The sequence below is a fragment of the Paraburkholderia sp. GW821-FHT02A12 genome (assembly GCF_059422005.1).
This window is the reverse complement of sequence record NZ_JBWKWA010000001.1, coordinates 3,616,142-3,642,018: the sequence shown is the minus strand read 5'-3', so window position 1 is coordinate 3,642,018 and position 25,877 is coordinate 3,616,142. Positions and strand designations below refer to the sequence as shown.

Annotated in this window: 28 protein-coding genes, 1 tRNA gene, 2 pseudogenes and 1 riboswitch; of the genes and pseudogenes, 15 read left to right on the top strand and 16 right to left on the bottom strand. The window is 60.4% G+C overall.

Annotated features, from left to right (window positions below; all coding sequences use genetic code 11):
* Window positions 1–115: 115 nt before the first annotated feature.
* Entirely contained in the window at window positions 116–367 is a 252-nt protein-coding gene (locus tag AC07WT_RS16605) for a hypothetical protein (protein ID WP_494947797.1), read from the bottom strand.
* 359 nt (window positions 368–726) lie between these two features.
* On the opposite strand from AC07WT_RS16605, the gene AC07WT_RS16600 reads away from it, so the two are divergent.
* Window positions 727–1,944, top strand: coding sequence for a porin (locus AC07WT_RS16600; protein WP_494947796.1), 1,218 nt, complete (start codon window positions 727–729; stop codon window positions 1,942–1,944).
* A 1,225-nt stretch (window positions 1,945–3,169) separates the two neighbouring features.
* Window positions 3,170–4,336, top strand: a complete 1,167-nt coding sequence (locus AC07WT_RS16595) for an NHL repeat-containing protein (RefSeq protein WP_494947795.1) — start codon at window positions 3,170–3,172, stop codon at window positions 4,334–4,336.
* Window positions 4,337–4,750: 414 nt separating this feature from the next.
* Here the strand turns inward: AC07WT_RS16595 and AC07WT_RS16590 are convergent, their stop codons facing one another.
* Genes AC07WT_RS16590 through AC07WT_RS16575 form a run of 4 tightly spaced genes read right to left on the bottom strand, consistent with a single transcriptional unit; the run spans window position 4,751 to window position 6,195 of the window.
* The gene (locus tag AC07WT_RS16590; protein WP_494947794.1) at window positions 4,751–5,329 is read right to left on the bottom strand and encodes a hypothetical protein; all 579 of its coding nucleotides are present in this window, start codon (window positions 5,327–5,329) and stop codon (window positions 4,751–4,753) included.
* Window positions 5,329–5,589, bottom strand: coding sequence for a hypothetical protein (locus AC07WT_RS16585; RefSeq protein ID WP_494947793.1), 261 nt, complete (start codon window positions 5,587–5,589; stop codon window positions 5,329–5,331). Before AC07WT_RS16585 ends, AC07WT_RS16590 begins: the two co-directional genes overlap by 1 nt.
* Entirely contained in the window at window positions 5,586–5,984 is a 399-nt protein-coding gene (locus tag AC07WT_RS16580) for a hypothetical protein (protein ID WP_494947792.1), read from the bottom strand. Before AC07WT_RS16580 ends, AC07WT_RS16585 begins: the two co-directional genes overlap by 4 nt.
* The gene (locus tag AC07WT_RS16575; protein WP_494947791.1) at window positions 5,974–6,195 is read right to left on the bottom strand and encodes a helix-turn-helix transcriptional regulator; all 222 of its coding nucleotides are present in this window, start codon (window positions 6,193–6,195) and stop codon (window positions 5,974–5,976) included. The genes AC07WT_RS16580 and AC07WT_RS16575 overlap by 11 nt, the downstream gene beginning before the upstream one ends.
* A gap of 101 nt (window positions 6,196–6,296) precedes the next feature.
* Between AC07WT_RS16575 and AC07WT_RS16570 the strand changes: the two genes are divergently transcribed.
* The 7 genes and pseudogenes from AC07WT_RS16570 to AC07WT_RS16540 form a co-directional block, all read left to right on the top strand.
* Window positions 6,297–6,917 carry a hypothetical protein gene (locus AC07WT_RS16570; RefSeq protein WP_494947790.1) on the top strand — a complete coding sequence of 207 codons (621 nt, stop codon included), beginning with the start codon at window positions 6,297–6,299 and terminating at the stop codon, window positions 6,915–6,917.
* 201 nt (window positions 6,918–7,118) lie between these two features.
* The gene (locus tag AC07WT_RS16565) at window positions 7,119–7,418 is read left to right on the top strand and encodes a HigA family addiction module antitoxin (protein WP_494947789.1); all 300 of its coding nucleotides are present in this window, start codon (window positions 7,119–7,121) and stop codon (window positions 7,416–7,418) included.
* Between the two features lie 28 nt (window positions 7,419–7,446).
* Entirely contained in the window at window positions 7,447–7,800 is a 354-nt protein-coding gene (locus AC07WT_RS16560; protein WP_494947788.1) for a hypothetical protein, read from the top strand.
* Window positions 7,797–8,273 carry a hypothetical protein gene (locus tag AC07WT_RS16555; protein ID WP_494947787.1) on the top strand — a complete coding sequence of 159 codons (477 nt, stop codon included), beginning with the start codon at window positions 7,797–7,799 and terminating at the stop codon, window positions 8,271–8,273. The genes AC07WT_RS16560 and AC07WT_RS16555 overlap by 4 nt, the downstream gene beginning before the upstream one ends.
* Window positions 8,273–8,740 (top strand): hypothetical protein, encoded by a 468-nt coding sequence (locus tag AC07WT_RS16550; protein WP_494947786.1) that lies wholly within the window; start codon window positions 8,273–8,275, stop codon window positions 8,738–8,740. Before AC07WT_RS16555 ends, AC07WT_RS16550 begins: the two co-directional genes overlap by 1 nt.
* A gap of 171 nt (window positions 8,741–8,911) precedes the next feature.
* On the top strand, window positions 8,912–9,319 hold the full coding sequence (locus tag AC07WT_RS16545) for a lysozyme inhibitor LprI family protein (RefSeq protein ID WP_494947785.1): 408 nt from the start codon (window positions 8,912–8,914) through the stop codon (window positions 9,317–9,319).
* Between the two features lie 290 nt (window positions 9,320–9,609).
* Window positions 9,610–9,900, top strand: a pseudogene (locus tag AC07WT_RS16540) (phage portal protein); the annotation flags it as partial.
* A gap of 60 nt (window positions 9,901–9,960) precedes the next feature.
* On the opposite strand, the gene AC07WT_RS16535 reads toward AC07WT_RS16540, so the two are convergent.
* The 10 genes and pseudogenes from AC07WT_RS16535 to pepN form a co-directional block, all read right to left on the bottom strand.
* On the bottom strand, window positions 9,961–10,323 hold the full coding sequence (locus tag AC07WT_RS16535) for a hypothetical protein (protein ID WP_494947784.1): 363 nt from the start codon (window positions 10,321–10,323) through the stop codon (window positions 9,961–9,963).
* An 8-nt stretch (window positions 10,324–10,331) separates the two neighbouring features.
* On the bottom strand, window positions 10,332–11,573 hold the full coding sequence (locus AC07WT_RS16530) for a DUF4435 domain-containing protein (RefSeq protein WP_494947783.1): 1,242 nt from the start codon (window positions 11,571–11,573) through the stop codon (window positions 10,332–10,334).
* 73 nt (window positions 11,574–11,646) lie between these two features.
* A complete protein-coding gene (locus tag AC07WT_RS16525; protein ID WP_494947782.1) occupies window positions 11,647–13,176 on the bottom strand; it encodes a potassium channel family protein in 1,530 nt (509 codons plus the stop codon).
* 60 nt (window positions 13,177–13,236) lie between these two features.
* Window positions 13,237–13,923: a hypothetical protein gene (locus AC07WT_RS16520; RefSeq protein WP_494947781.1), complete on the bottom strand. Its 687-nt coding sequence runs from the start codon at window positions 13,921–13,923 to the stop codon at window positions 13,237–13,239.
* A gap of 663 nt (window positions 13,924–14,586) precedes the next feature.
* Window positions 14,587–14,862 (bottom strand): hypothetical protein, encoded by a 276-nt coding sequence (locus tag AC07WT_RS16515; protein ID WP_494947780.1) that lies wholly within the window; start codon window positions 14,860–14,862, stop codon window positions 14,587–14,589.
* 57 nt (window positions 14,863–14,919) lie between these two features.
* The gene (locus AC07WT_RS16510; RefSeq protein ID WP_494947779.1) at window positions 14,920–15,687 is read right to left on the bottom strand and encodes a TIR domain-containing protein; all 768 of its coding nucleotides are present in this window, start codon (window positions 15,685–15,687) and stop codon (window positions 14,920–14,922) included.
* A 701-nt stretch (window positions 15,688–16,388) separates the two neighbouring features.
* Window positions 16,389–16,464: transfer RNA gene (locus tag AC07WT_RS16505), tRNA-Thr, on the bottom strand.
* A gap of 55 nt (window positions 16,465–16,519) precedes the next feature.
* Entirely contained in the window at window positions 16,520–17,536 is a 1,017-nt protein-coding gene (locus tag AC07WT_RS16500) for a class 1 fructose-bisphosphatase (protein WP_492590606.1), read from the bottom strand.
* 127 nt (window positions 17,537–17,663) lie between these two features.
* Window positions 17,664–17,786: pseudogene (locus AC07WT_RS16495) on the bottom strand (HigA family addiction module antitoxin); the annotation flags it as partial.
* A gap of 110 nt (window positions 17,787–17,896) precedes the next feature.
* Complete coding sequence (pepN, locus tag AC07WT_RS16490) at window positions 17,897–20,602, bottom strand: aminopeptidase N (protein ID WP_494947778.1); 2,706 nt, start codon at window positions 20,600–20,602, stop codon at window positions 17,897–17,899.
* A 274-nt stretch (window positions 20,603–20,876) separates the two neighbouring features.
* Here pepN and AC07WT_RS16485 point away from each other — a divergent pair, with 274 nt between their 5' ends.
* Window positions 20,877–21,566 carry a DUF4136 domain-containing protein gene (locus AC07WT_RS16485; RefSeq protein WP_494947777.1) on the top strand — a complete coding sequence of 230 codons (690 nt, stop codon included), beginning with the start codon at window positions 20,877–20,879 and terminating at the stop codon, window positions 21,564–21,566.
* A gap of 126 nt (window positions 21,567–21,692) precedes the next feature.
* Here AC07WT_RS16485 and AC07WT_RS16480 read toward each other — a convergent pair whose 3' ends face one another.
* Window positions 21,693–22,265, bottom strand: coding sequence for a TMEM165/GDT1 family protein (locus AC07WT_RS16480; RefSeq protein WP_494947776.1), 573 nt, complete (start codon window positions 22,263–22,265; stop codon window positions 21,693–21,695).
* A gap of 6 nt (window positions 22,266–22,271) precedes the next feature.
* Window positions 22,272–22,492: riboswitch (yybP-ykoY riboswitch) on the bottom strand.
* A 615-nt stretch (window positions 22,493–23,107) separates the two neighbouring features.
* Between AC07WT_RS16480 and AC07WT_RS16475 the strand changes: the two genes are divergently transcribed.
* Genes AC07WT_RS16475 through AC07WT_RS16455 form a run of 5 tightly spaced genes read left to right on the top strand, consistent with a single transcriptional unit; the run spans window position 23,108 to window position 25,808 of the window.
* Complete coding sequence (locus AC07WT_RS16475; protein ID WP_492590610.1) at window positions 23,108–23,842, top strand: beta-ketoacyl synthase chain length factor; 735 nt, start codon at window positions 23,108–23,110, stop codon at window positions 23,840–23,842.
* A complete protein-coding gene (locus tag AC07WT_RS16470) occupies window positions 23,826–24,620 on the top strand; it encodes a lysophospholipid acyltransferase family protein (protein ID WP_492590611.1) in 795 nt (264 codons plus the stop codon). The genes AC07WT_RS16475 and AC07WT_RS16470 overlap by 17 nt, the downstream gene beginning before the upstream one ends.
* A complete protein-coding gene (locus AC07WT_RS16465; protein ID WP_492578931.1) occupies window positions 24,595–24,894 on the top strand; it encodes a phosphopantetheine-binding protein in 300 nt (99 codons plus the stop codon). The genes AC07WT_RS16470 and AC07WT_RS16465 overlap by 26 nt, the downstream gene beginning before the upstream one ends.
* Window positions 24,895–24,897: 3 nt before the next feature.
* Window positions 24,898–25,149 carry an acyl carrier protein gene (locus AC07WT_RS16460; RefSeq protein ID WP_115098760.1) on the top strand — a complete coding sequence of 84 codons (252 nt, stop codon included), beginning with the start codon at window positions 24,898–24,900 and terminating at the stop codon, window positions 25,147–25,149.
* Window positions 25,149–25,808, top strand: coding sequence for a COG4648 family protein (locus tag AC07WT_RS16455; RefSeq protein ID WP_494947775.1), 660 nt, complete (start codon window positions 25,149–25,151; stop codon window positions 25,806–25,808). The genes AC07WT_RS16460 and AC07WT_RS16455 overlap by 1 nt, the downstream gene beginning before the upstream one ends.
* Window positions 25,809–25,877 lie beyond the last annotated feature (69 nt).

The window sequence follows — 25,877 nt, the reverse complement described above, 5'->3', positions numbered from 1 at the left end:
CTCGCCGGACGAGTCCCGGTCCGATCTGTAGCCGGCCACCGTTACGCGCGCGATGAGTGTTTTCGCGGGCACTCATCGTGCGGGACGGCGGTCGCGCAAAGCCGTTGCGCGGCAGTCAATGGTGGCGGAAAGTATCGTTCACGATACGGCTTCGCTCGCCAGATTGCTGGGAGTTGCTGAGGTCCGGGTAGACCTGATGCCGTGCTGGACTCATTGCCATTCCCGTTTCACCTCTTGACGCATCGATGACGCCACCGACATCCTGAGCAGCCGGTGCGGTTCCCGACGGTACGGGTTTGTCCTGTGCCCACGCGTGTCCCAGGAACATGCTGATGGCGCAGATTGCCACGATTCGATTCGTCTTCATGTCAATTTCTCCCTATCCACAAGTGCGGAAACGGTCAGCGCATGACTGGCCGTGAGGCGATCCCAGACGGTTCCCGCGGGAATGCGGCGTCGTGTTGCTATCGCTACGTCAATACTGCGATCAGACCGCCTCCTGCGCCATCGACTCAATCTAAAGAAATTGTTAACGCGTGCCGGATTGCGGACCTCCTGCTTGAAGGGCAGCGCGCATCACGCGACTCGATCAATTCCGCGACATTCGCCCGTCGCGCGGATAGCACCAGTTGCATAACTTGTCTATCATGCTATGCGCGCTTCCTGGTCTCGCGCAGGCCTGCGGTAGCGCGCGTAGACGCAGGCCTCCGCCTGAACAGGTGCTGAATGAAAAGCAACGGTCCCTACGCCAGCGTGCTTGTTATCGCCGGCATCGCATGCGTTGCCGCACCCGCGTTCGCGCAGAGCAGTGTCACGATGTACGGAATTGTCGATGCCGGGCTCGTTTACCAGAGCAGCCAGACGTCGCTCGGCTCGACGGTGAACGGCCATTCCAACATTAAGCTTGGTCAGAACATCTGGAATGGCAATCGCCTGGGATTCAAGGGGCAGGAGGATCTGGGGGCCGGCACACTGGCCGTGTTTACGCTTGAGTCTGGCTTTAACCTCCTTAGCGGTACCCAGCAGTTCGCGAATGCCGGGTTCAGCAGACAGGCGTTCGTCGGCCTGGCCAATGCGAGCTACGGTACGCTCACCGCAGGCCGTCAGTACACCTCCTACTATTCCCTCGTGGGTCCGTATGGCCCCACGACCTGGATGACCGGTTATTTCGGAGCGCACGCCGGGGACATCGACAACCTCGACGTCATATACCGCGTCAATAGCTCGCTCGTCTACAAGTCGCCTGCGTTTTACGGCGTCACTGTCAGCGGCTCCTACTCGCTCGGCGCAGTGCCGGGCAGTTTCACCCGGGGTTCGAGCTGGAGCGCGGCGCTGCGGTATTCGAGTGGACCGCTAGGCGTCGCCGCAGGCGTCGAGCGATTCAACAACTCGACGCTGGGAGGCGGTGCATGGGGGGCAAACTCGACCTTGAACTCGGGCGGTCAGCCTGGCGTGTCGGCCCTCACCAATGGCTATCAGACGGCAGCCGCTCAGCAGCGCGTCGCGGTCGCAGGCTCCTACGCGTTCTCTCCGGCGTGGGGCGTGTCGGTGTCCTGGTCGAACGTTCAATACATTCCTGGCGCGGGCTCGGCGTTCCGGGATGAGGCGATCTTCAACACGGTCGGCGCCGTACTGTATTTTCGCGCGACTGCGGCAGCCGACCTGGCGGCGGGCTACAGCATCACGCGCGCGACCAGAGCGAACGGCATCGCCAGCGCAGCGCAGTACCAGCAGTTCAATCTGGCGGAGTCGTACAACCTGTCGGCGCGCACGATGCTGTATGCGCTGCAGGGCTTCCAGCGTGCGCATGGCCAGACACTGGGTACCGCTGGCGCCGGCAACGTCATCAACGCGACCGCGACGATCGGCGACGGCTTCAACGCGGCGCCGTCGTCGAGTCGCAGCCAGTTTGCATGCGCCATTGCCATATCGCACCGGTTCTAGATTTGCCACTGCGGTGCGAGCGACATGTCTCGCGTGATCTTCAAGCTAAACGCTAAGCAATGATCGCCCCCCGACCGAACGAAGTGGCGGATTCTGAAAAATACTCCGCGGAAGACGGATGTTGCATACAGCAGCAATTTGCGACGCTTTCGAAGGAGCGGAGATTCCATTAGAAGAACTCTTGCGATGCATCATCATGCGAGTAAGGTGGTAGAGGGCCAGTTCCTGTATGCCTCGCCATGCGAAACCCTTTAAGCACAGTGACGGTGGCTGCGCGCGCCTCGTGCTAAACGGCCGCTTCAGGCAAGTCCGGGTGTCCGTTCAGGGTGGATGCTGTTGAAAAAGTCGGCGACGGTCTACATCGCGAGGTTTTCATGGGTCGCTTTACCCTTAACCGCGGCCCGCGAACGGCTTGTAGGCCAATCAAGCAACGTTCGCAATCGCGAATTGAATGGCCGCCTCCAGGGTGGGACCGACGTCTGAATGTCCGAGCGACGGTGCAAGCGAATGACGCTTCGTGGCCGAACCCGGAAGTTCGGCCAGCGCCCGTCAGTCACCTGCCCGACCTCGACGCGAACTTCCGTAGTCGACCCCTTCGAGTCATTCAGTCCACGTTGACGAATGTCTCCTTGCTGCCTCACAGCGGCCCATCGTGAGAGATGCGGCGTCTTTCTGCCGATTCACTCAGACAACGGCCGAACGAGGATCCTTGCTTCGCGGGCGACGCTTCTAGCGACACAGTCGCCGTCGCGCGTGGGCGTGCCCTTGCGACTTCTCCGTTCTCGGCGGTCCGAGACAATTTTCCTTCGCCATCGTCGATCGGTTCGATTGAGAGGGCTTTCAAGGCCGAGGATAGCGCCAAGTCAGCACTTAATGCAGACCTGTCGGACCTTTGTCGGATTGAACGGCGTCTGGCGAGCCGTCAAGAAACTTCCATGCGTTAGTCGGCCCAAATGGACTATATATAGGAAGGTCGGGGTGAATGGTTGTACCGCGCAACGGTAACAGCCGTTGATTCCGGCTCACGAGCACCGCAGTAACGTCGCACGGAAAGGTGCGGCGCCGAATAGTCGCAACCGGTCTCTTCCTCGATAGACCAGCTGGGGATACGAAGCGTTAGCATCATTTCCTGGGACGACACATTCCCGACGGATCCATGCCTTCCCGATGCTCCCTGTTTGACCTCCTCGGCCACTGTGCAGTCAACGCCACAAGGAGGGAAGTCATGAAAAAGGCATTGAAGTGGATAGCGCCCTTGAAGGCCCATTTGATTTGCGGCGCAGGTCGAACATCGGTATTCCGGCTTTCCAGGTGGCGCTTCATTTCAGGTTGCGTTGCACTGCTCGGTGGACTGCTGTTGGCCGACAGCCTCGCCCAGGCAGTCATCATTCAGGGGGGCGACATCCTGGTCGCCGACCAAAGCGCCAACAAGCTATTCCGCGTAGACCCGGTCACCGGTGTGCGCTCGGTCGTCAGCGATTTTGGCAATCCGTCGCAAGGTCCTGTAAGTCAACAGGCCCTTTCCGGCGTCGCTATCGGCCAAGGGCAGATTTTCGTCACTGATTTATTTACTGGTATTTTCGGCGTCAATCCTCGCACCGGCAACCGCACCCTCGTGAGCAATTTCAATCAGGGTGCCGTTCAGGGAAACCTCTACTATGGCCTGGCAGTGGATGCGTTCGGCAGGGTCGTCGCAAACCTGCAAGGGACGCATTATGGTGTTGTTCGCGTCGCCCCCAGAACCGACACCCGCGTTATTGTCTCTGACTTCGCGAATCAGGCTCAAGGAACAGTCTTGACCTGTTGTCAGATTACGGACCTTACCCTAGACCAGGCGGGGGCGATCCTCATCGGCACGAATCACATTACCGGCGCCGGCGGCCAGTCTGCGATCTATCGGGTCAATCCGGTCACGGGTTATCGCACGCTTCTGAGCGATTTCACCAACTCGGCACAGGGTGCCGATGTGGTCGACCTGTCCTTTTCAGTCGGTCTGGCCGTGGAGCGCTCCGGGCAGATCCTGGCTAATTCGGGCGGAAGCATATATGCGCCCAGGAATCTACTCCTGAGGATCAACCCGATCACCGGCAATCGCACTGTCCTCAGCGATTTTGACAACTCCGAGCAGGGAACGTTGGGGTCCCCCAATGGTCTCGCAATCGAGAAGTCGGGGACCATCATTGTCGGCGCTGCGGTGTCCGCCAGCGGATCGCAACTGTTCCGGGTGAACCCGCGGACAGGTATACGTGTCTTATTTAGCGACTCCACTAATCCGAGGCAGGGACCAAGCTTCGGCGCGATTACTTACATCGCAGTGGCACCAGATAACGCGGGCTTTTATGCTCCTCCGCCTGCGAATTTGTTCGACAGTCCGTTTGGCCCTACCAAGTGATGCACAGATGACGGGAGTTGATGAGGGTATTCACCGCTGCCGGTCAGCCCGATTGAAGCGCGGCCGGTAGCCTGTGAGCTAGGCGATTATTACCTTTGCCTGTTCGCTCCGAGCGTCTCGTTAAGGCCTCGCAACCGTCATTCAAGTCGCGTAGATGATCGTCCGCTCCTGGCCGCCCTCTGCCTGTCGGCGATCGGCGACACGTGGCGCGAGCGGCCATTCTGCTTTGCTGAAAGCAGCCGCTCGATGTCAGAGCTTCGTCGGATAGCAAGCGAATTGGAGCGGGGCCCGCGCCGTTGGTTTGCGCCGGCTACGCGTCCGGTCTTGTCCACCTGGTTGTCAACCAAATTCAACGGCAACAGGTTTGTGCACTGCTGATGGGCGAGCCTTTCAGCTTTTCTTGAGATGCGCGCTTCATTGGGCAATGCACGCCTGGGAGACAGCCGGTACGCTGGTCTGGTTCGGGGGCGGCACCGCCTGTTCGACGACAGCGCGGCGCAACGGTTCGCTCGGGCGCCAGTGCCGCGCCAGGGTGTGGGCATACGGGCTGTTCTCATGCTCGCAGCCAAGTCGGAAGCGCTCGGCGACCGCCTCACACAGCTTTGCCTCGATGTGCCGTATGCGTTCATCGAGCGCGCACATGACGGCTTCCTGCTCTGCACGCGCAAGGGCGAGCTCTGCATTCCGTACTGCCTGCGCGGCGTGCTCACAGGCCCTGCCTGCTTCCTCGAGCGTTGGCCGGACCGCTGCAATCAACCCGCGAAGGTCCGCAGCGTCGGCGTCTGCGGTGGCCAGGCGCGCACCTGCCGCACTCTCGTCGAGCCTCCCGGCGCGCAACTCGGCCAGCGCTTTTGCGTGTTTCGCCAGGGCGTCCGTTAGGCGCACCTCGAGCGCTTCGGCTTCGGCCCGGACTTTTGCCGCCGACGCCGCTGCGGTCTCCAGGGTTGCGCGGGCGCCCGCCAGCCGGTGTGCGAAGTGTGGAATGTTAGTCATCAGAATTCCTCATCAATTTCGAACCGGGCGAGCAGGGTGCGCCGCCGTTCATCGGCGTCGCCGACGATGCGTTCGGCCTCGGCGCTGATCCGCGCAGCGGCTGCATGGGCGGCGGTCAGAGCGGCGCGCGCGTCGTCCGCTGCGATGCGCCTGGCCTTGGCCTCAAGTTGCTGCAGCCTGGCGCGTACCACGGTCGTATCGGCTCCGCTCGCCAGCGCCCGATGCAGTTGCTGCCGCGCGTTTTCCAGTTGGGTTCTCAACTGTTCCTCCGCGATCGCATCGCCAACTCTTTCACCAGCCGGTCAAACGCCCCTTGATGTTTGCAGCTGCCGAAGTCGCCCGGCGTCCTGACCGGTGCTGCGGGCTCTGGTGCCGGATGGCTCGCGCGTGCGCCGACTGCACGCTGCCATTGGCCGCCCAGCGACTTCGAGAGCGGCTCGTTCCCGAAAATGCGCTGAAGAAGCTCCTTTTGCGGGGCGAGGCCCATGCTCAATGCCGCCTCGATCACGGTTGCTTCGATTCCCGAAATTCGTTTCGCCGACAGTGCCGACATCGCCTTCACGAGAACTTCCTGCCTCAGCTGCGCTGGCGTGTATGCCGAGATCGGCGGGGGATTCCTCACGTACAGCTGCGCTTTTGTGGCTTCATCTTTCATGGCGATGCTCCTTCGCAGGACGACGGGTGTCGATCCAGCGCGCGATTTCACTTTCACGCCAGCCGACCGTGTACGGCGACAACTGAACCGATGGGGGGAACTCGGAGCGTTTGATCAGCCGGGCGATGCTGTTTTTCGACAGGCCGACCCTGCTCATGACGTCCTTCAGCCGGAGGATGCGATCCGGAGTGGGCGTTGCCTGGTGTTGCATGGGCGGAAGTGTCCTTTCCTGAAACTGCGTGGCCGCAGAGTGGTTTCAGCATGGCGTCACGACCAGAGCCGCGGAAGAGGTCGTGACGGCACCCTCGCGGCATGGACGTCGAATACTTCGAATCGCCGGTTTTTCAGGGCGTTTTGCTGTTCCGGTGCGAGCGTCTGCACGCGGATATCACCGCGCTATGCTGCGGGCGAAACTTCACGGGTGCGACTGCCCTGGCGTGCGTGGGTTGTCCCGTCGGTCAACGTCACGCCCAGGCGCTTCCACCCGATAACGCGAAGCGCCAGGCCTCCCGATGGAACGTCGGCGCTCCGGTTGCCTGTGTGCGATGCGGACGCGACGGCACAACCGCCGGCACACGCCTGGTCGGGCGGATTCGCCTCATCCAATCGCGCATGCTGTGTATGACCTGCTACAACCGCGAGCGGGAGTTTCTGCACGGTAAAAACGCGAAAGGTGCGCCGCCGGTCAAGTGGGCCGGCCTGCGCCAGGCGCACGTGGAGATCGACCTGCACGGCAAACAGCAACGCCTCGATATTGGCCTGCGCTCGGGGCGACCGGAGATCGAACGTTTCGTCGCACGTCGCTGGCCGGAGGCCACCATCACCCGGGTCTGGCTGGACGCCGAGCCGCCAGCCGTCGTCCCCGCACACCGCCCGATCGCCACGGCGTGCTCGACAGCGCGGTTCGCAGTAACGCCAGAGATGGCGCGCTAAGGCGCGCTTGTCCAGCAGCAAACGCCCCCGTCTTGCAGCGCGTCGATAGTAACGACTTGCACTATTAACGCGTTGCGTTACTATTGACTTCAATGAATGCCCCGTTGGCGTCAACGATCGGCGACACGCCTGTGTTCGCCTCGGGATCGGTAGCGCGAGTGGCGCGGGAATCATTGAAAACCAATGAAAAGGAGCACGACCATGATCCGGCGGGTGCCGCTTGTAACGCCCGGCAGGATTCTCGCTGACGAGTGGCTCACACGCCTAGACATAAGCCAGTACGCGCTCGCCAAGGCGATCGGTGTGCCGGCGCGGCGCATCAATGAGATTGTCCTCGGCAAGCGGGCAATCACCGCGGATACGGCCGTGCGTCTCGCGGCGTTCTTCGGCACCGATGCGCAAAGCTGGATGAACCTGCAAACCTACTACGACACCGAACTGGCGCGCGAGCAGCTCGCCGACGTCCTGCGGACGATCAAGCCGCACGCCGCGCGTGCCTGATGGGTGCGCACACAACAAGAGGTGTCCCATGTGGATCTGCCTGAACAATGCTTTTCTTTCCATCGTCAGCAATCCGGCGGACGACGCCACCCTGCTCGTGCGCGCACGGCGCGCCGGCGACATCGAGACGGTGTTCGGTGTCGGCGTCGAAGTAGTGACGCTGCCGGGGCGCGACTACCAGTTCCGCGCGTTCATCGCCCGCGACGTGGTGGCCACCGCCATCGCCACGCAGCTGCGCCACATCGACTACGGCAACTTCAAGGACTCGGTGGCCGATGCGCCGCTGCACGACGCCTACTTCAAGGTGTGGCATGCGATGGCCGACCTGCAGGAAATCCCGCCGTATGGCACCGAGCCACGCAAAGGTTTCCGCGCGCCATGACCGGTATTCCGAAACCCGGCGACGGCGGTCTGTATCTGGACGATCTGGTGTCAACCGGCAAGCCGTCGCTGCGCGATCTCGCGGTCGTCTCGCGGCTCGTGCGCGGGTTCGTCAAATACGTGCTGGATACCCGGGCCGCGTGGCACGCGGGTGAGGCGGGCGCGCGCGATCCGCTTGCCATGATCGAGGCGGAGGCCCGCCAGCTCGGGGATATCTTCCTCGGCCGCGATGCGCGCTTCGATGCGCAGCCGTGGAATACGCCGCGGCGCCTGGGCATGGTGCTGACGGTGCTGCTGCCCGACGAAACGAAGCACTACGGCGACCCGGGCGCGGCGCTGTTCATGTGGCTGGCCGCGCAGGCCGCCGAGGCGGCTGCGGACATCGAGCAGGGTGGCGACGAGGTCGATGCACGGGGGCGGCTCGATCGCATCGTCACCGACGTGACCGAGCGGCTCCTCGGCACCAAATACTGATGCGCGCCTCGAGTTCGAGGCCCTACCTCGGTGACCCGGACGCGGTCGGGGGCCTCGTACGCGGCTTTCTGGCGGGCGTGGTCGACCGTGTCGCCGAAGTGGGCGCGGGACGCGAGGACAGGGGCGCAGCCGCGATGGCCGACCAGCGCGCGTGTCTCGCGATGGCGTCGATCTTCCTCGGCAGGGATCCGGCTTACGAGCCGGTCGTGCAATGGAACGACGGCGGCATGGTCGACTGGATGTACAGGCAGCTTGATCACATCTGTCAGGAACCGGAGGCGAACCGCGAGGCGATGGTGGCCGACGTGTTCGCGTGGGCGGTCCGCTTCGCCTACGAGGCGATCCACGCGCATGAGGACGACGCCGATGAGGCGGATCTGCAGGATGATCTGGTTAACCTCGCCTACGACCTGACGCGCTTTCTGCTCGGCGTGCCCGGCCATTTCCCCGATCGCCTGTTTCTTTGACAGCCAAAATGCGCGCGGCCCATCGCTCGCGCCGAAGCACGCATATCGCCGGATGTGCACATTGGGGAGCCCACCATACGGAAGATCCTACGAAATTCGAACGACACCGTATGCCTCGCCACTGGCAACATGCGTAATTGCACATTTACAGCTATCAACGGATGAGGGCGGATGATGACACGAACGGCTGGATTTTTGATCCTGATGGTCCTTGCTGTGCCCGTCGCGTCGGCGCAAAAGAAAGTCGATCCGATCGAGGCTCAGGTCGAGACATGTCTCGGCACGCCGGCGGGGCAGACTACGGCGGGCATGACCGACTGTTCGCACCAGGCCTACCTTGCGTACGACAAACGCATGAACGACGTGTATCAACGGATCATGCGCAACGCCGATCCGCAATCGCGCATGCTGATCCGCAACGCCCAGCGTCAGTGGCTGGCCTATCGCGAAGCGCAGCGTCAAGCCGATAACGGTCCATGGCGAGCCGACCGGGGATCGATGGCGAGCGCCGATATCGAGGCACTCAATGTGGACGCGATCCGTGCGCGGATCGATGAATTGAACTACTACGCACCCTAATGTGCGCAGGTCGGGTTCCGCCCGGCTGACGGCCCGAATATGGTGGCTCATATGGTGTTGACGGCGTATCACGTGGGAACTGCAGACCGGCGTGTCCTGACCTGGCCTATGGGCGCACCGCGGCGACCTGCCGTGGGGACGTGATGTTCAGTTTTGTGACAAACCGGACCGCTAAGAAAGCCTGTAAGGTAGTGCGGGCAAAAAGCCCAAGGCTAGCTCGAGTGAAGAATTCAAAGTTCCCCGGCCCGAAGCAGTAGTACGACACGGCATCGCTTATGCGCCTCGACGTGGACGGCATCCTGCTCATTCCCGTTTCCGAGGTCACGGCGAAAGACGAGTTTTTCAATATCAAGAATGTGACGCGCGACGACTTGCTCGCCGCGCATCGTATCCCTCCGCAGCTCATGGGGATCGTGCCGAGCAATACCGGCGGGTTTGGCGCGGCTGACACTGCCGCCGAGGTATTTGGGCGTAACGAAATCGAACCGTTGGAGCGGCGATTCGCGCAGCTCAATGACTGGATCGGCGACGAGGTCGTGCGCTTCAACCCATATTCGATCAAGACGCCTATGGCCAGCTAAGTTAGCGAGGTTCGTCCAGCAGAATGCGTCGAGAAATCGATGGTAAATTTTCTCACTGTGTTAGAAGGGAGGCAGATGGGCGCGCATGATATCTAACACACCAAAGGCGTTCGTTGCTGCAAGAGTCTTCACCTTCTCTGCGAACGTCGATGGCTTTAAATCATAGAAACGGCCAACTTGGTTCACGAGGCTCTTATGATTGAAGTTCCGAAGCACCCAGCCGTAGTCAGCAGACGCGATCGCCCGCTCAGCTTCCGCTAGCGCTTCGTCGTATATGGCCCTCGCGTCAATTGCTTCGGTGAACGCTTGGAGCTCGGCCAGATAAGCGTCAATCGTATTGCCTGCGCCTCCAAAGCTGTTCAATGCCATGTCGACGCGATAGCGCGTTTTCTCGATGGCGAATTTTTCTTTGAATCGGGACATTTCTTGTATCACCCAATCCTTGACCTGCGTAACCGTTTCCCGGGGGTGTCGAGTCTCTGCCACTCGGCCACCGCCAAGAGCACTCCCTCGGAAAGAAATAGATTCTCAACCTCCGCTACATCAGGCGCAAACACTCCGCGCCGAGCATATGCATCTAGCTCTTCGCGGGAGCGATAATCACGGTCCACAATGCCATTGCACGCAAGATGATGAAATTGTTCGAGTGAAGAAAATGTCTTGACCGCTTCAATCACCTTTTCGCAACTGCCAAGCGGCTTAACTGTATGGTCAGGGAAGGCCGTTTGATATATCTCCAAATCGTACGAACCTTGCTCGCCCTCGACGAACAGGACTGGCTTTCGACTTCCCAATACCTCAAGCAGCATATCCTCCGGCATGCCGTCGGTTACCGGGATGGCGTACCAATCGAAGTTCGTTCCGTCGAAAGACCTGAGACAAACTTTCGCGCATCCGGTGCGTTCAGATGCGAACGTAAGATCGTGAGTAAGATAAACGAACGTACAGTCGGGTCGAGCGAGTTCTATAGCATCCCATAGCCTGCTTTGGATCGCTCTGTGTAGGTGTATTTCCGGCTCGTCTATGACGACTACGGCGTTTTCCGCTGCGCAAACGCATTCGCCGATCAGGTAGAAAACCACTCGCTCTCCGTCGCTCATCAGGGGGGCGCCATATTCGCCTCCGCCACCCACGGGCATCACGCCAACTGCACCAGCCCTCAGGATCAATGCTCGGTGCGGTAGGACTGATTGCCAGATCCTTTGTACGAGGTCGAGCTTAGTATTAGGAGGAGGGAGCGCGCCATTCTCTTTCACCTGCTGAACGTACCGGATGCTTTCTTCCCAGTTCTCGGAAAAGAGCAGCACCGTTAGGGCTTCGTAGTCGTCGAGCAATCCGGTTTCCGGCGCTGACCTCCAACGATTTCCTCGCCTATATGCGGGACCGTTAACATCGAGCTCGGTTTGCTGAATGTCTATATTTGTTATGCCGTAAAGAAAGGACCTCTTGGCGCTAACTAGGTCGGTCGGGCGTATGTTCGCGGGGAAGGCCAGAGACTTTTGTGCAGAGACTCGGTGTACAACGCGAGCCTGCGGTCCGGAAAGTTCGATCCACGTTCCGAGACGTGTTTTGCCTGCGCCATTTGCGCCGACCACGGCCACGCTGCGATCACATTCAACGATATCGGCCTGCTGCCGATCATTTGTTGATCTTGGAAGATTAAGTGTTTTCATTATTATTTCGGTTGGTGTGACCGAAAGGCGCGAAATGCGCCCCAGGCAGATTGGTGAAAGTCTTTGTGGCCTGTCAGTACTTGCTCCGATTGGAGAATCCGGCGACGACCAGTCCCATTGTGAATGCACCCAAGATAGCCTCCGATCCACAAAGTAGTTTCAGGTGCGTCGTTGTTGGCAAAATGTCGCCGTAACCAAGCGTCGAAAACGTTACAAGTGAAAAATATATGCTATCGATCCAATCGGGTGGTGCTTTGCTCTGCCAGTTAGTGTTGTGGTAAATCCCCGTATACAGGCCGATCAATAATATCGCACACGCAAATATCCTGGAGGGGCGTTCGCCATACCCCCAAACCAGGCACTCGAGGAGGGATGCAAGCCAACGAATTTTAAAATAAACAAGTCTTGAAATAAATTTCGGATGAATCCAAAGTTTTAGCCGAGACAAAATGGTTTGACGTACCGCAGGAAGTATCTCATTGTCTGAGATCCGACCGCGATACCAGGTGCGGAAAACGGTAAGCAAACTTCCTCCATATGGCATTGGGGGAAACATTCCGTTGTTCGAAGAATTGAGATAAGGCCGAAACTCGGATTTTCGCTCAAATACTCTTTCTTTATAGTAATAAGTCGCTGCCTCGCGACGCATGCCGCTACGTTGAAAAGCACTTCTTAGAAGTCGAAATGTAGTTGCTATTTGATTTGCTGGTACGTGCGATGGAGGCTGGAAGTCAACTTCACGTAGTTCGCAGCCTTCGATGAAAGGCGTAATCGCCGAATCCTTAAATCCGAGTCTATATACGAACGTTTCAGATAATCGAAATTCATGTACATCGGTATTTTTGAAATAAAAATCTTGAATTCTGGATTTTTCGCATGAAAATTTATTCATCGAGCATTGATGAAATGTGAAGAATGCGATATTGGCATTTTTTATCGTGATATCTCTGCAGGAGCTGAAGCTGATCGTCAGCTGGTAAGACCCATGGAAGTCGCCCAGAATTGTGAGGTAATCAAGATCGACAAAATCAAGGTTTCTAGGAGCGATCGTTACTCCTCGTGGCAACGTTACCTGTCCTAGCTTTAGGACGCGAAGGCCGTGAGGCTCGCGAAAAAGAGTTGCGCTGGTTACACCGTCATTGGGGCTCACTCCGGTCCATGAACCGTACATGAATGTGTCGGCCCGCGAATTATTTGCCTTATCAAATGTAAAGAAACGATCGCGTCCTAAAGTCCTCTTGGCCCACTGGAAATAGGGCTCGAAGCTTCCCAGTACCTTTGCCGTGCTGTTTCTGGTCTTCCAATTTGCTAGGAGATCTTTGGTTACTTGTTCGTGGCATTCGTAGACTCGTTCCTCAGGCGCGTCTCCAGCGCGCTCTATAGCCACCTTAACTTTCTCTCCCTTGAACAGGGAACCTGTCGGGACTATCCGCGTCATTACGCGATGATCGAATGGTAACGTTTTAATCCAGTCACTGAAGCCTGGAAGGAGGGTGGTCAAAAAGGCGAAGAGCGCTGGGATGTCATTGGTCGCCCGCCATTCGTTGAATTGGTGAGGGGCCATCATCCAGAGCTGTGCTGGGGAAGGGTAGTTGGCCTGCATTCGCGACTCTCTCCGGTTGCGGAATGGTGCAGATCGGTAAGGATATGCACGCAGAAATGTTTACCGCGGTAGTAGCGGTATCTGAGAGAGCTTGTAAAACCACTGCGCCCAAGCGATTCCCCAATAGACCGTTGCCGCGATGCCGATATAGAAGAAGGTAAAGGCGACCGCAACCGCCCATCTCGGCGGTCTAGGCGTTGGCAGAACGTTCAAGACCTTGGCTAATCCCTCGTCGGATTTGACGTAAGTGTTAACGGTATTCCAGAAGACTGGGGGGAAATACAGGTACGAGATTGTTATCTGCTCGCTCGGCACCAACGCCGGAATCAAAATCTCCCAGCCGTCTTGACGAGAAAAATCGACGTCATGCTTAACGCGTGGGTCAATAACGTATGAAGCCACTCGCGCGCTGTGACCAACGCGGACGTTGAAAGCAGTCTCCTTTCCCATGTTGCGAATGACTACCGCGTGCACGTGAACCGCACCGGCAGCCCCTGGAGCCGCGCCGTTACCGACAACTGCAGGCGCCGCAACACCGCCGCCCGGCAACGGGGCTGGCGCGGTGGCAGCAACGCCGCGAGCGTCAGCAGATTGTGAACCTTGCGCGGGGAAACCAAAGCCGGTGGTGTGTGAGTAGTAAGTAACTAGCCTAGGCCGATGCTCGATGCGGCGCGTGATGATGGCGACCACCAAGGCAGTTATAACAGGGAAAACGAGCTTGGAAATTAGGTCCCAGTTTGGCGTCACGGCGTTCTCGTATTATTAGTGGCCCAATAGACGGCGCGTTGCCACTCTTGCAGCGTGTCGCCTAAACCCCGGTGGAAGAGGCTGCAGGCTCCGCCGCTTCGTTCCGACTAGAGATTATCACCTCCTACCGCACTGTCTAACGGTAACAGCTTCCCAAGACGTATTTGATGTCGTTAGTTTGAATACGAAATCCGTTGAATATGAGGCTGACTTCTGGGCGGCCATTCAAGTTCGTCGTCCACGCAACTCTGTGGGCGTTGGCCATTTCGAAATTTCCCGCGTGCGATGCGAGGTGTTTCGCATCTGAGCATCGCTCTGTCGCAGTCCCCTCCGCGCCTGCGGGCTTCGCTTAAGTGGGTGGTTTTGATGCAGTTGGTTGAATGGCGTCGCGGGCCGTGTGGCGCGCGCCCGCGGGTGTTTTGGTCTATGGAAAATGGTGCATTTTGATGCGCGAATGACCCAGATTGACTGGGCTATGCGTGTTCTGGGTCCGGCGCGGAGGATACCGGCGGCGGGGCGAGGAAGCGGAATTCGCGACGCGGGTTCTTGATGCGGCTCGGTTGCACGTCTGCACGCATCGTGTGCATCACGGCGCTCAGTAGCGCGTCGTGCCGCGCGTCACTTCGTTCAGTGTTGCGATAGGAAATTTCGCGTTGGAACGCGTTAACGGCATCCAGTACAGCTGGCGACGCGACGAGCGCCAATGCGTTCACTGCGTCGGCGTAGCGTTCTTGCGCCGCGGGGGGTCGAGCGGCCTGAAACGATGTTGGACAATGCCGTCACGTACTCTTGATAGTGCTCGATCTTGGTCTGCCGCCAGTCAGCTTCGTGTTCGCGCCGTTGCGCGAGGCTGGATGTAACGATCACCCCTACGAGTGCGAAGACACCAGAAGCGAGTGCGGCAAGAATTGCGGGAAAGGCAATTGAGTTGAGGTTCATTTCGGCCCCCTCCTGTGAGCTTCGACTACGCACCAAATTCTGGCCGTCTGCGCGTCATCACCTATATGCGGCCTGCATTTCGCGCATGAGCACACCGAAGGATGCGGAGACCATGCCCTTCGGGAAGGGGATATATACAAGACCGTATAAATTGGAGGGAATGTTTACACCTTCTTCATGGAGTAAACACACGTTGGCGGCGCCGTAACGTCCTTGGAAGTATCCAATTTCATGCATGACATTTTCCCTGGCGCGGATATTTCCTTCCGCGTCTTGATCGTCGCCGGTCATGACGATTACCGCGAAATCGCAGCTCGCGGTGTGCTCCACCAGCTTTTGAAAGATGGTGAGGCCAAGATTCGGCTCCTGCGCCAGCTCGATTGTGCCGTGCTGTAGATCCTTCTCGATGAAGGCCTGAACTTCGCGCCAATCGCTAGCTCTGCCGTGGGAAATAAAAACTCGATGGTCCTTGGGGGCGTCGTTCACCGGCGAAGAAAGCTCGCTATGAGCCCGAATCTCAATCATTTGATCGATCGAGCGGGCTAGTCCCGACAGTTGAGCGCGACTGTAATGGCTTCTTCCATCTTGCATCGGCACCGCAGGTTCCGAATAGACCGGCGGGAAATCGCCGTAAAGGAGCGGCAATTGCTCTCGCAGTATTTCGACCTGTCGATGCGCGGACTCGAAGTATTCCCGCACGTATGACGGCAAGAATGTTTGCTGGGCGCGGGGTGCTTTCTCGGTGCCTTTGGTTTCATCTAATTGTTGGCGGGCCGCTTTTAAAACACCGGCCAACTTTGCGAATGCAGTCGCAATGGTGTTCATCACTATTCTGCCCCCCGAAACTTTGAACGTCGGCGATCGCCATGCCCGCTGGCAATTCTCGCACAAGGTGACAGTGTCACCGAGGTCGGACTTCGCGTGGTAGTACAGTGAAAGTACAGTTTGGGCGGGCTTGAACGGCCCTGATTGCCCTTGGTTGGCCTTGGTTTTGCAGCTTGCGAGTTGCGTAAGGCATTGATTTATATAGGGACTTGATGCGCCGGTAAAACTCCGAAGGCAGGGGTTGCTGGTGGGCGCGCCAATTGCCGTAAGGTTTTCAGCGGTTCCACGCCTCGATTTTCCACAAACGTCGGTGACGATTCCCGAAAAACCGCTCTGTGTGGTGTCCGGAAAGACAGGTGACCATAACGCGCAGGTAGCGTTGGCCGCCGATATTGACCACCCTAGTGCAGAGACTCCGGAATCGCGGCGCAAGCACGCGGCAAATAAACACCCGCGGAGCTCTGCAGCGGCGGAGGCGACTAAGGTGAGGCAGCAGTCTTTCCGCCAATTTTGCAGCATCACTCCTAGTATTGGATGCCCTGTCGCAAACATGACGGGCCGGCAGTCTTCGTGACGTGCCGGACGTTCGGACAGCGACTAGCGTGTGCCGACGTTGACCCAAAATGCCTACATGGCGCCTACACGGGTTCCAGAAAGCAAAAAGCCCAGTCGCAATGACTGGGCTAAGTGCTTGAATCTGTTGGTGCCGGAAAGAGGAATCGAACCCCCGACCTTCGCATTACGAATGCGCTGCTCTACCGTCTGAGCTATTCCGGCATCAGGAGAAACGAGATTATAGGGACTTCTTTATGAGCTTGGCAAGCCCCTATACTTACTTTTTTGCTTCGAGGTGATAGCGCGTGACGCGGTCGACTTCGTTCTTCGAGCCGAGGAACACGGCCACACGTTCGTGCAGGCTTTTCGGGATAATGTCCAGAATGCGCTTCTCGCCATTAGTCGCTGCGCCGCCCGCCTGTTCGACGATGAACGCCATCGGGTTTGCTTCGTACATCAGGCGCAGCTTGCCCGGCTTGTCCGGCGTGCGCTTGTCGGCCGGATACATGAAGACGCCGCCACGATTCAGGATACGGTGCACGTCCGCCACCATCGACGCGACCCAACGCATGTTGAAGTCGCTCTGGCGCGGGCCTTCCTTGCCGGCATTCAGTTCGCCGATGTACTGCTGGACCGGTTCGTACCAGTGGCGCGCGTTCGACGCGTTGATCGCATATTCACGCGTTTCTACCGGAATACGTAAGTCGCTTTGCGTAAGCACCCACGAGCCGAGCTCGCGGTCGAGCGTGAAGCAGTTCACGCCGTTGCCGGTGGTCAGCACCAGCACGGTTTGCGGGCCATACACCGCATAGCCGGCCGCCACCTGCTGCGTGCCAGGTTGCAGGAACGACTGTTCGGTGGGTTGCTGGCCGTCGGGGCAGCGCAGCACCGAGAAGATCGTGCCGATCGACACGTTGACGTCGATGTTCGACGAGCCGTCGAGCGGATCGAACACCAGCAGGTATTCGCCCTTCGGGTAGTTGGCCGGAATCGGGAAGAACTGTTCCATCTCCTCCGACGCCATGCCGGCCAGGTTGCCGCCCCATTCGTTCGCTTCGAGCAGGATTTCGTTCGACAGGATGTCGAGCTTCTTCTGCACTTCGCCCTGGACATTCTCGCTGCCCGCCGTGCCGAGCGCATCGCCCAGCGCGCCCTTGCTGACGTGGTAGCTGATCGCCTTGCACGCGCGCGCAACGACTTCGATCAAAAGGCGCAGATCGGCGGGCAGGTTGTTGGTCTCGCGCTGCTGCTCGATCAGGTACTTCGTGAGAGTGGTACGACGTTGCAAAGCCATTGCTGTACTCCGGGAGGCTTGAGGAATGTCTCGATTTTAACCGTTCGTTGTGTCGACTCCGTGCTTTTGAGATGAATGGGCGTGCGGCTGCGTGGTTCGGCTTTGCATTGCCGGGCGGCAGTCGGGCCTTGCGGCGCGTCTTGATGGTCGTGGCAGTGCCGCTCAGACTGGCTGCGAGCGCCGCCGCACGGGCGTGTTCGGCCGAGATCCTGGGCATTTTGGGGCGGTCCGCCTTGGGCAGCGGCTCGATCGCTGTCCAGATGGCTAACGCGAACCGCACGGCGGACACGAAGTCAGGACGAAAAAAAAGCCGGCAACATGTGCCGGCTTTCCGATGCCAGAAGCGCTGTCAGACGATCGTCATGCCAATGCCTTCTCCACGATCTCCCGCACGTCGCGCGACTTCACCTGCGAAGCGACTTTCTCCAGCGCCGCGCGCATGCCGTCGCGTAGCGTCGGCGTGAAGCGGCGCCACAATTCCAGCGAGCGGGCGAGGCGCGCGGCTACTTGCGGATTGAGGGCGTCGAGCGCGATGACCTGGTCCGCCCAGAACGCGTAGCCCGAACCGTCTTCGGCATGGAACTGCGCCGGATTTGCCGCGCAGAAGCTGAAAATCAGCGAGCGCGCGCGATTCGGGTTCTTCAGGTTGAACGCCGGATGCGTCATCAGCTTGCGCACGATGTCGATCACCGGACGCTGCGCGCTGCCGCGTTGCGTCGCCTGCAAAGCGAACCACTTGTCGATGACGAGCGGCTCCTTTTCGAAGCGTTGGTAGAAGTCGTCCAGTGCCTGCTGCGCCTCTGCGCTGCCGCCGTTGGCCGCCGACGCATTGAGCAGTGCCGCGAGCGCCGCCGAGCGGTCGGTCATGTTGTTGGCCGCGTCGTACTGCGCGGACGCGAGATGCACAGCTTCAGCCGGGTCGTCCAGTTCCACGAGATACGCCAGCGCGAGATTTTTCAACGTGCGGTGACCGGAGGCCTCAGGCGTCGCTTCGTACCCACCCGGCGTGCGATGCTGCTCATACACCGTGAGCCAGTCCTTCTTCAGCGCGTTCGCGAGACGTTTGCGCACGAACTGGCGTGCCGCGTGAACCGCGGCCGGATTCGATTCGGCCATCTGCTCGGCCAGATACGCTTCCGACGGCAGCATCAACGCCAGTTCGCGAAACGCCGGCGAGAGCGTTTCGTCGGTCAGTACACGGGCGAATGCGGCAACCACCGAATCGTCGAGTTGCAGCGGCGCACCGGTCGCCGCGCGCCCGGCCAGCGCCAGCAACTCACGCGTGGCCAGCCGTTGGCCGGCTTCCCAGCGGTTGAACGGATCGCTGTCGTGCGCAAGCAGGAACGCAAGCTGTTCCGCCGAATAGTCGTATTCGACGATCACCGGCGCCGAGAAATTGCGCAGCAGCGAGGGCAGCGGTTCTTGCGCAACGTTGACGAACGTGAAGGTCTGTTCGGTCTGCGTGAATTCGAGCACGCGCGTGGTGGAGGCCGACGCGTTGGCTTCACCTTCCAGTTGCAGCGGCAGATCCTTGCCGTCCTTACCGATCAAACCGATCGCGAACGGGATCAGCAGCGGTCCTTTTTGTGTTTCGCGCACGGCCGCAGCGGTTTCGCCATAACCTTGCGTCAGTGTCACGCTGTAGCGTTGCTGAGCGGCGTCGTACTTCGTGCGCACGGACACGCGCGGCGTGCCGGCCTGGCTATACCAGCCCTCGAATTGCGCGAGGTCGCGGCCATTCGCGTCGGCCAGCGCGTGACGGAAATCGTCGCAGGTCACCGCCTGACCGTCGTGGCGCTTGAAGTACAGGTCCATGCCTTGGCGAAAACCCTCGCGGCCGAACAACGTCTGATACATCCGCACGACTTCCGAGCCTTTCTCGTAGACGGTCATCGTGTAGAAGTTGTTGATCTCGACGTAGCTTTCCGGACGCACCGGATGCGCCATCGGACCGGCGTCTTCGGCGAACTGCATCTGGCGCAGCACGCGCACGTCTTCGATGCGTTTGGTGGCGCGCGCGGCTTCGTCGCTGCCGTTGCTCTGGCCGCCTGCCATGTCGGCCGAGAATTCCTGATCGCGGAACACCGTCAGGCCTTCTTTCAGGCTCAGCTGGAACCAGTCGCGGCACGTGACGCGGTTACCGGTCCAGTTGTGGAAGTACTCGTGGCCGACCACCGCCTCGATGTTCGCGAAGTCGGTGTCCGTTGCCGTTTCGGGGTTCGCCAGCACGTACTTCGTGTTGAAGATGTTGAGCCCCTTGTTCTCCATCGCACCCATGTTGAAGTCGCTCACGGCGACGATCATGAAACGGTCCAGATCGAGTTCGAGCCCGAAGCGCTCTTCGTCCCAGTGGATCGAGTGGATCAGCGAATCCATTGCGTGACGGGTCTTGTCGAGATCGTGCGGTTCGACCCATACCTGCAGCAGCTTTTCCTTGCCCGAGCCGGTCTTCACGCGCTCTTCGAGCGCGACCAGCTTGCCCGCGACCAGCGCGAACAGATAGCTCGGCTTTCTGAACGGATCTTCCCAGCGTGCGAAATGGCGGCCGTCCGGCAGATCGCCTTCTTCAAGCAGATTGCCGTTCGACAGCAGCACTGGATAGTCGGCCTTGTCGGCGCGCAGCGTGACCGTGAAGGTCGCCATCACGTCCGGGCGGTCGAGGAAGTAGGTGATGCGGCGAAAGCCCTCGGCCTCGCACTGCGTGAAGAAGTTGCCGCCCGACACATAGAGGCCCGACAGCGTGGTGTTTTCCGCCGGATTGCAAATGCTGGTGAGCGTCAGCTCGAAAGCGTCCGGCACGTTGTCGAGGATCAGGCCGTGCTCGTGCGCATGCGCATTGATAAAGGGCAAGCCGTCGATGGCGGCGCTGACGAACTCGAGTTGCTCGCCCATCAGTTCGAGATGCGCGGCGCGGGCGGCGTCCGGATTGCGGCGCACGCGCATCGTATTTTTGACGACGGTGCGTTCGGGGACCAGATCGAACTCCAGTGCGACGGTGTCGATCAGGAAGGCGGGCGGCGCGTAATCGGCGCGGCGGATCACATTGGGCGTTGCGGTATCGGCCATGGCGTTCTGTAGTGATGGGACTCGAGCCGTCACGCGCGGGAAGGGCACGCGAGCCGGGCTTGTCGGGCCATTGTACAAAGCCTCGGCGGATCGTGCGGGGCGAACTTTTTACCGAATCGCCAGGTCAGCGTATTATCGGTCGCGCTTTCGTGGGGCGCGCCTAGCGGGGCGCGCCTTGGCGGCACGCGCCTCAGCGGGGCGCCTTGGCGCGCGAAAGCGTGCACACGAACGAACCCGGCCAGGACTGGCGATAACAGGCAACACGAGGTAGACCATGAAAATCGATCGATGGACCCGCCGCGCTACGCTGCTGCTAGCGGCGCTGACGGTGCTGCTGTCCGGCTGCACGACCTACGTGACCACCCAGGTCACAGCGTTCTCCGACTGGAACGGCAGCGACGCCACCCGGACCTATGCGTTCACCCGCGCGGCGGATCAAAAGAACAACCTCGAACTCTCCACTTACGAACGCATCGTCGCCAACGAACTCGCGCCGCATGCGTTCCGTCAGGTCGACGCATCGCAGGCGCGTTATCTGGTCGGGCTGTCGTATGGCATTCGCTCGGACATCGTGACGGTCGCCGAACCGGTCTATTACAACCCGTGGCCGGCGCCCTATTGGGGCCGGCCGTTCGATCCGTGGGGCCCATGGGGACCTTACCCGGCCGGGTACGTGAATCAGAGCTACCCGATCTACACGCACCTGCTCGGCGTACGGATCACCGAGCGTGCAACCGGCAAGGAGGTCTACAACGTGACGGCGCGCAATTCCGGCGGCGAATCGTCGTTGGTGCGAGCCATGCCTTATCTGGCGCGTAGCGCGCTGGCCGACTTCCCGCTCGGCAACAGCGTCGTGCACACGGTGAAGATTCCGCTCGACAACAACGGCGGGTCGTCGAACGAGGTTGCCGTAACGGGCACCGCGCCCGCGGCGCCGGCATCAGCCGCGAAGGCCGTGCAATAAAGCGCAAACGCTGCGTCGAACCGCATACGCTGCGGCGCAACAAAAAACGGCCCGGCAGGCGATTCCTGCCGGGCGGTTCTGTTCTGGAGCTTGCGCGCCCAGGCCGGGAGTTCCTGGCCGCCGCGCCTAGACGCCGACGCCGAACAACGCCATCGCCCCCAGCACCACGAACATCACGGCGGCGATGCCGTGCACGACATTGGTCGGCAGCTTGTGGGCGAAGCGGTCGCCGAGCACGATCGCCGGCACGTTGGCGATCATCATGCCGAGCGTCGTGCCCGCCACCACGCCGAAGAAATCGTGAAAGCGCGCCGCGAGGGCGACGGTCGCGATCTGCGTCTTGTCGCCCATTTCCGCGAGAAAAAAAGTCACCACGGTTGCGCCGAATACGCCGAAATGCGTGCGGTTGGTGTTGGCTTCTTCGTCGGCGAGTTTGTCGGGTACCAGAATCCACAAGCCCATGCCGATGAACGACGCGGCCAGCGCCCAGCGCATGATGGTCGGGGTGAGCAGCGAGCCGAGCCACGCGCCGAGCGCGCCGGCGCAGGCATGATTGACGAGGGTGGCGACCAGCACGCCGAGAATGATCGGCAGCGGTTTGCGATAACGGGCGGCAAGAACGAGCGAGAGCAATTGCGTCTTGTCGCCGATTTCGGCGAGCGTGACCGCTCCGGTCGAAATAAGAAAAGCGTGGTCCACGTTTTGATTTTCCCCGGGCCGAGATATGAACGAGCGACGACCCACGACACGCCGGGCCCTCTTGCGGCGCGTGTGGATCATCGGTCTCGCCAGGCCAGAGGCTGCGTCTGCCATGGCCTTGCAGGCCAAGTCTGTTGACAGGCGCCCCCGCGAATCACACGCTCGACGCACCCAGATCACAGCGGCGCGGACGTGTCGCGGGGCGGCTACTCCCCAATGAGGGACGGAGTATAACAGGACAGAACTCGCGCGACGCCTGAATCCGCCACCGCCGCCACTCATAAAACGGCGCAACAGCCGGCTGCGTCAGTCGCATTAGCTGTGGCGCATAAGCAGGGCGGCGAGCGAAATCACCGAACTGCGCACCGAACTGAGCCGAAGTGTGCCGAAGTGTGCCGAACTGCAACAGGTGTGTTGAATGGCAAATGAAAGCATGGGTGGCCGCATTTGCCGGGTGCGAGACTGAACAGCCCGGGGCGAACGGCTTTCCAGCGCAATCGCGGCGCGCAGAAATGCCGCCGGAGTATCGGATGGCCGACGCAAAACCGTCCGTCGCCTCGGCGATACGGATACAGATGGATACGTCTTTTGTGGCTGATTTAATTCACAATATTCAGTATGATTCCCGGCGACCACAGGGAGCCTCGAACAATCCAACCCCGAATCGGCTATGGCGGCTCAATAAATGGGGCCGTGTGCCGTTATATCGTTGAACCTCATAAGAAGATTGGATTGACCCCTTGTTTGGAGATTGCCGGTCCGCGCGGCGCGCACATGCTGTGACGGCGTGTATCCCGTCAGGCGCACTCAGCCTTTCCTCGCTTCTACGCGCGAACACCGATATGCCCGATCTGCACTGGACCATTCCGGTCGCTCGCTGGTCTAGCTGGCCTGCTGCCGCATCTGCCGCACCCGATATTGGCTTTATCGAGCCGATCGTGCGGCGTCGCCTGAGCACTTTGTCCAGAATCGCCCTGAAGGTGGCGCATGATTGCGTGGCGCAGGATGACGTGCGGGTCGTGTTTGCCTCGCGCCACGGCGAATTGCGGCGTACCACCGACATCCTGCGCGCGATCAGCGCGGGGGAGCCGGTGTCGCCGACCGCGTTCAGCCTGTCCGTGCTGAACGCAATGACCGGTGTGTTCGGCATTGCGCGCGGCGACCGCTCGGCCGCCAGCGCGATCTCCGCCGGCGCCGAAACGCTCGGCTACGCGCTGCTCGAGGCGTACGCGCAATATGCGGCGCAGCCTGGGTCGCCGGTGCTGCTGGTGTACGCCGACGAACCGGCCGATCCCGCGTACGGCACCATTGAAGACGAAGTGCAGGGCGGCGCGATCGCGATCCTGCTGAACAAGGACACGGCAGCCGGCCAGCTCGTCTGCACGCTGTCCGGCGCGGGCGCGGCGGTTGCGTCTGAGCCGGCCAGTCTGGCGGACCCGGCAAGCCGGGCAGACGCAGACGAGCGGTTTGCGACCCAGAGCCAGGCGCTGCAACACTGTCTCGACACCCGCGAGTCCGCAGCCTGGCAAGGCATCGGCGCCACGTGGCATTGGAGCTGGCATGACAGCGCGGCTTGATTACGGCTGGCGGTTCTGCGCGACGGGCATGGCCTTCGTGATATTCGGCATCTGCGGCGTGCTGTTCTCGGTGCTGGTGTTTCCGTTTGCGTGGCTGTGGCCGCATCGGGCGTCGCGTCAGCGTGGGGTGACGAGCGTGATCCATGGGTTTTTCCGCGTGCTGGTCGCGGTGTTGCAGCGCATCGGCGTGATGGAGCTCGAGGTGTCGGGCGCACAGGTGTTGCGCGCGGGCGGTCCGGCGATTGTCGTCGCCAATCACCCGACCTATCTCGACGTGATGGTGCTGCTATCGTTGACGCCGCGCGCCTGTTGCGTGGTGAAAAACGCGCATTGGAGCAACCCGTGTTTCTGGGGGATCGTGCGCTCGGCTGAATATGTGAGCAATGCCGATCCATCGGAACTCGTCGACGCCGGCGCGCGGCAGCTTGCGGCAGGCTATACGATGATCATTTTTCCCGAGGGCACGCGCAGCCCCGCGCCGAACCGGCTGCACGCGTTTTCGCGCGGTTTCGCGCACATGGCGCTGAAAGCCGGCGCGCCGATCGTGCCGGTGCTGATGGATTGCGATCCGCCGGCGTTCACCAAGCAGATGCGCTGGTACGACGTGCCGGCGCGTGCTTTCCGGATGCGCGTGAACGTGCTCGAGCCGCTTGGCGTCGAGCAGCTTGCGGCACACGACACTTCACCGTCTCTCGCGGCGCGCAGCGTGACAAGCGCTATCGAAGCACACATTACTCAGCACCTGGTCGATTATGGATTCTTTAAAACTGGAAATTAAACAGCTTCTGATCGAAGCGCTCGATCTGGAAGACCTGAGTCCCGCCGATATCGACGACGATGCCCCGTTGTTCGATACGGACGGCATCGGGCTCGATTCGATCGACGCGCTCGAAATCGGCATCGTGCTGCGCAAACAATACCAACTGACCATCGCAGCGAACGACGAACGCACGCGCGAACACTTCCGTTCGATCAGCACACTGGCCGCGCTGGTCGCCAGCCAGCGCGAAGCGGCGCACGCTGTGAACGAAACCACAAAGAAGGGGGAATAAATCGTGTCCGAGGCAGATATTCTTGAGCGCATCCGCGCCATCTTCAAAGAGAACTTCGCGATCGAGCCGGAACGCGTGACGCCCGAGGCGAACCTGTTCGAAGACCTCGATCTCGACAGCATCGACGCCGTCGACCTCGCGATCAAATTGCAGGAAATGACCGGCCGCCGCATCAAGCCGGAAGAGTTCAAGTCGGTGCGCACGGTCGGCGATGTGATCGGCGCGGTCGAATCGCTGCTGGCGGCGCAGGGCTGATGCCATCCGTGCGCTCGCGCATGCAAGCGGCGGTCAGTCCGCCCGGAGAGGCCACGCCCGGCACTGAGCGCAGCTGGACCAAGACTGTCGTTCAGGTCGTGCTGAAGCTCGCGTATCCCGCGCTGATTCTGTGCGCGTGGCGTTGGGACACGCCGCGCGTTGTCGGCTGCATGCTGTTCGCTATTTTGTGGCTGCAACGCTGGGCGGGCAGCGGCGCGGTCGCGACGTCGCTGCGGCGGCTCTCCGCAATCGATTGGGCGGTGGCCTTGTTGCTGAGCTGCGCATCGGCGGCGATCGTGCTGACCAATAGCGAGCTGCTGTTGCGCCTCTATCCGTCGCTCGTCAATCTCGGGCTATTGATCGCGTTCGGCGCGACGCTTGTGCGCGGCCCGTCGATGATCGAAAAATTCGCCCGGCTGGGCAATCCGGATCTGCCGCCGGCCGCCGTCCGTCATACGTGCCGCGTGACGCAGGTGTGGTGCATGTTCTTCGTGCTGAACGGCGCGTTTTCCGCTTACACCGCTTTGTACTGGAGCCGCGCGAACTGGTCGCTCTACAACGGCGCGATCGCATACGGGCTGGTCGGCCTGCTGCTGGTGGCCGAAGTAATCTGGCGTTATCTGGTGGTGCTGCCGCGAGCCGCGCGTTCGGAGGCATGATGAACTACCCCCACGCTCACATTCGTTCGCTGCCCCCCAAGGGGGCCGCTGCCTCCCTTGGGGCGGCCC

Coding starts and splice junctions, on each gene's coding strand:
- AC07WT_RS16605 (WP_494947797.1), bottom strand. CDS start 367: ATGAAGACGAATCGAATCGTGGCAATCTGCGCCATCAGCATGTTCCTG.
- AC07WT_RS16600 (WP_494947796.1), top strand. CDS start 727: ATGAAAAGCAACGGTCCCTACGCCAGCGTGCTTGTTATCGCCGGCATC.
- AC07WT_RS16595 (WP_494947795.1), top strand. CDS start 3,170: ATGAAAAAGGCATTGAAGTGGATAGCGCCCTTGAAGGCCCATTTGATT.
- AC07WT_RS16590 (WP_494947794.1), bottom strand. CDS start 5,329: ATGACTAACATTCCACACTTCGCACACCGGCTGGCGGGCGCCCGCGCA.
- AC07WT_RS16580 (WP_494947792.1), bottom strand. CDS start 5,984: ATGAAAGATGAAGCCACAAAAGCGCAGCTGTACGTGAGGAATCCCCCG.
- AC07WT_RS16575 (WP_494947791.1), bottom strand. CDS start 6,195: ATGCAACACCAGGCAACGCCCACTCCGGATCGCATCCTCCGGCTGAAG.
- AC07WT_RS16570 (WP_494947790.1), top strand. CDS start 6,297: ATGGACGTCGAATACTTCGAATCGCCGGTTTTTCAGGGCGTTTTGCTG.
- AC07WT_RS16565 (WP_494947789.1), top strand. CDS start 7,119: ATGATCCGGCGGGTGCCGCTTGTAACGCCCGGCAGGATTCTCGCTGAC.
- AC07WT_RS16560 (WP_494947788.1), top strand. CDS start 7,447: ATGTGGATCTGCCTGAACAATGCTTTTCTTTCCATCGTCAGCAATCCG.
- AC07WT_RS16555 (WP_494947787.1), top strand. CDS start 7,797: ATGACCGGTATTCCGAAACCCGGCGACGGCGGTCTGTATCTGGACGAT.
- AC07WT_RS16550 (WP_494947786.1), top strand. CDS start 8,273: ATGCGCGCCTCGAGTTCGAGGCCCTACCTCGGTGACCCGGACGCGGTC.
- AC07WT_RS16545 (WP_494947785.1), top strand. CDS start 8,912: ATGATGACACGAACGGCTGGATTTTTGATCCTGATGGTCCTTGCTGTG.
- AC07WT_RS16535 (WP_494947784.1), bottom strand. CDS start 10,323: ATGTCCCGATTCAAAGAAAAATTCGCCATCGAGAAAACGCGCTATCGC.
- AC07WT_RS16530 (WP_494947783.1), bottom strand. CDS start 11,573: ATGAAAACACTTAATCTTCCAAGATCAACAAATGATCGGCAGCAGGCC.
- AC07WT_RS16525 (WP_494947782.1), bottom strand. CDS start 13,176: ATGCAGGCCAACTACCCTTCCCCAGCACAGCTCTGGATGATGGCCCCT.
- AC07WT_RS16515 (WP_494947780.1), bottom strand. CDS start 14,862: ATGAACCTCAACTCAATTGCCTTTCCCGCAATTCTTGCCGCACTCGCT.
- AC07WT_RS16510 (WP_494947779.1), bottom strand. CDS start 15,687: ATGAACACCATTGCGACTGCATTCGCAAAGTTGGCCGGTGTTTTAAAA.
- AC07WT_RS16500 (WP_492590606.1), bottom strand. CDS start 17,536: ATGGCTTTGCAACGTCGTACCACTCTCACGAAGTACCTGATCGAGCAG.
- pepN (WP_494947778.1), bottom strand. CDS start 20,602: ATGGCCGATACCGCAACGCCCAATGTGATCCGCCGCGCCGATTACGCG.
- AC07WT_RS16485 (WP_494947777.1), top strand. CDS start 20,877: ATGAAAATCGATCGATGGACCCGCCGCGCTACGCTGCTGCTAGCGGCG.
- AC07WT_RS16475 (WP_492590610.1), top strand. CDS start 23,108: ATGCCCGATCTGCACTGGACCATTCCGGTCGCTCGCTGGTCTAGCTGG.
- AC07WT_RS16470 (WP_492590611.1), top strand. CDS start 23,826: ATGACAGCGCGGCTTGATTACGGCTGGCGGTTCTGCGCGACGGGCATG.
- AC07WT_RS16465 (WP_492578931.1), top strand. CDS start 24,595: ATGGATTCTTTAAAACTGGAAATTAAACAGCTTCTGATCGAAGCGCTC.
- AC07WT_RS16455 (WP_494947775.1), top strand. CDS start 25,149: ATGCCATCCGTGCGCTCGCGCATGCAAGCGGCGGTCAGTCCGCCCGGA.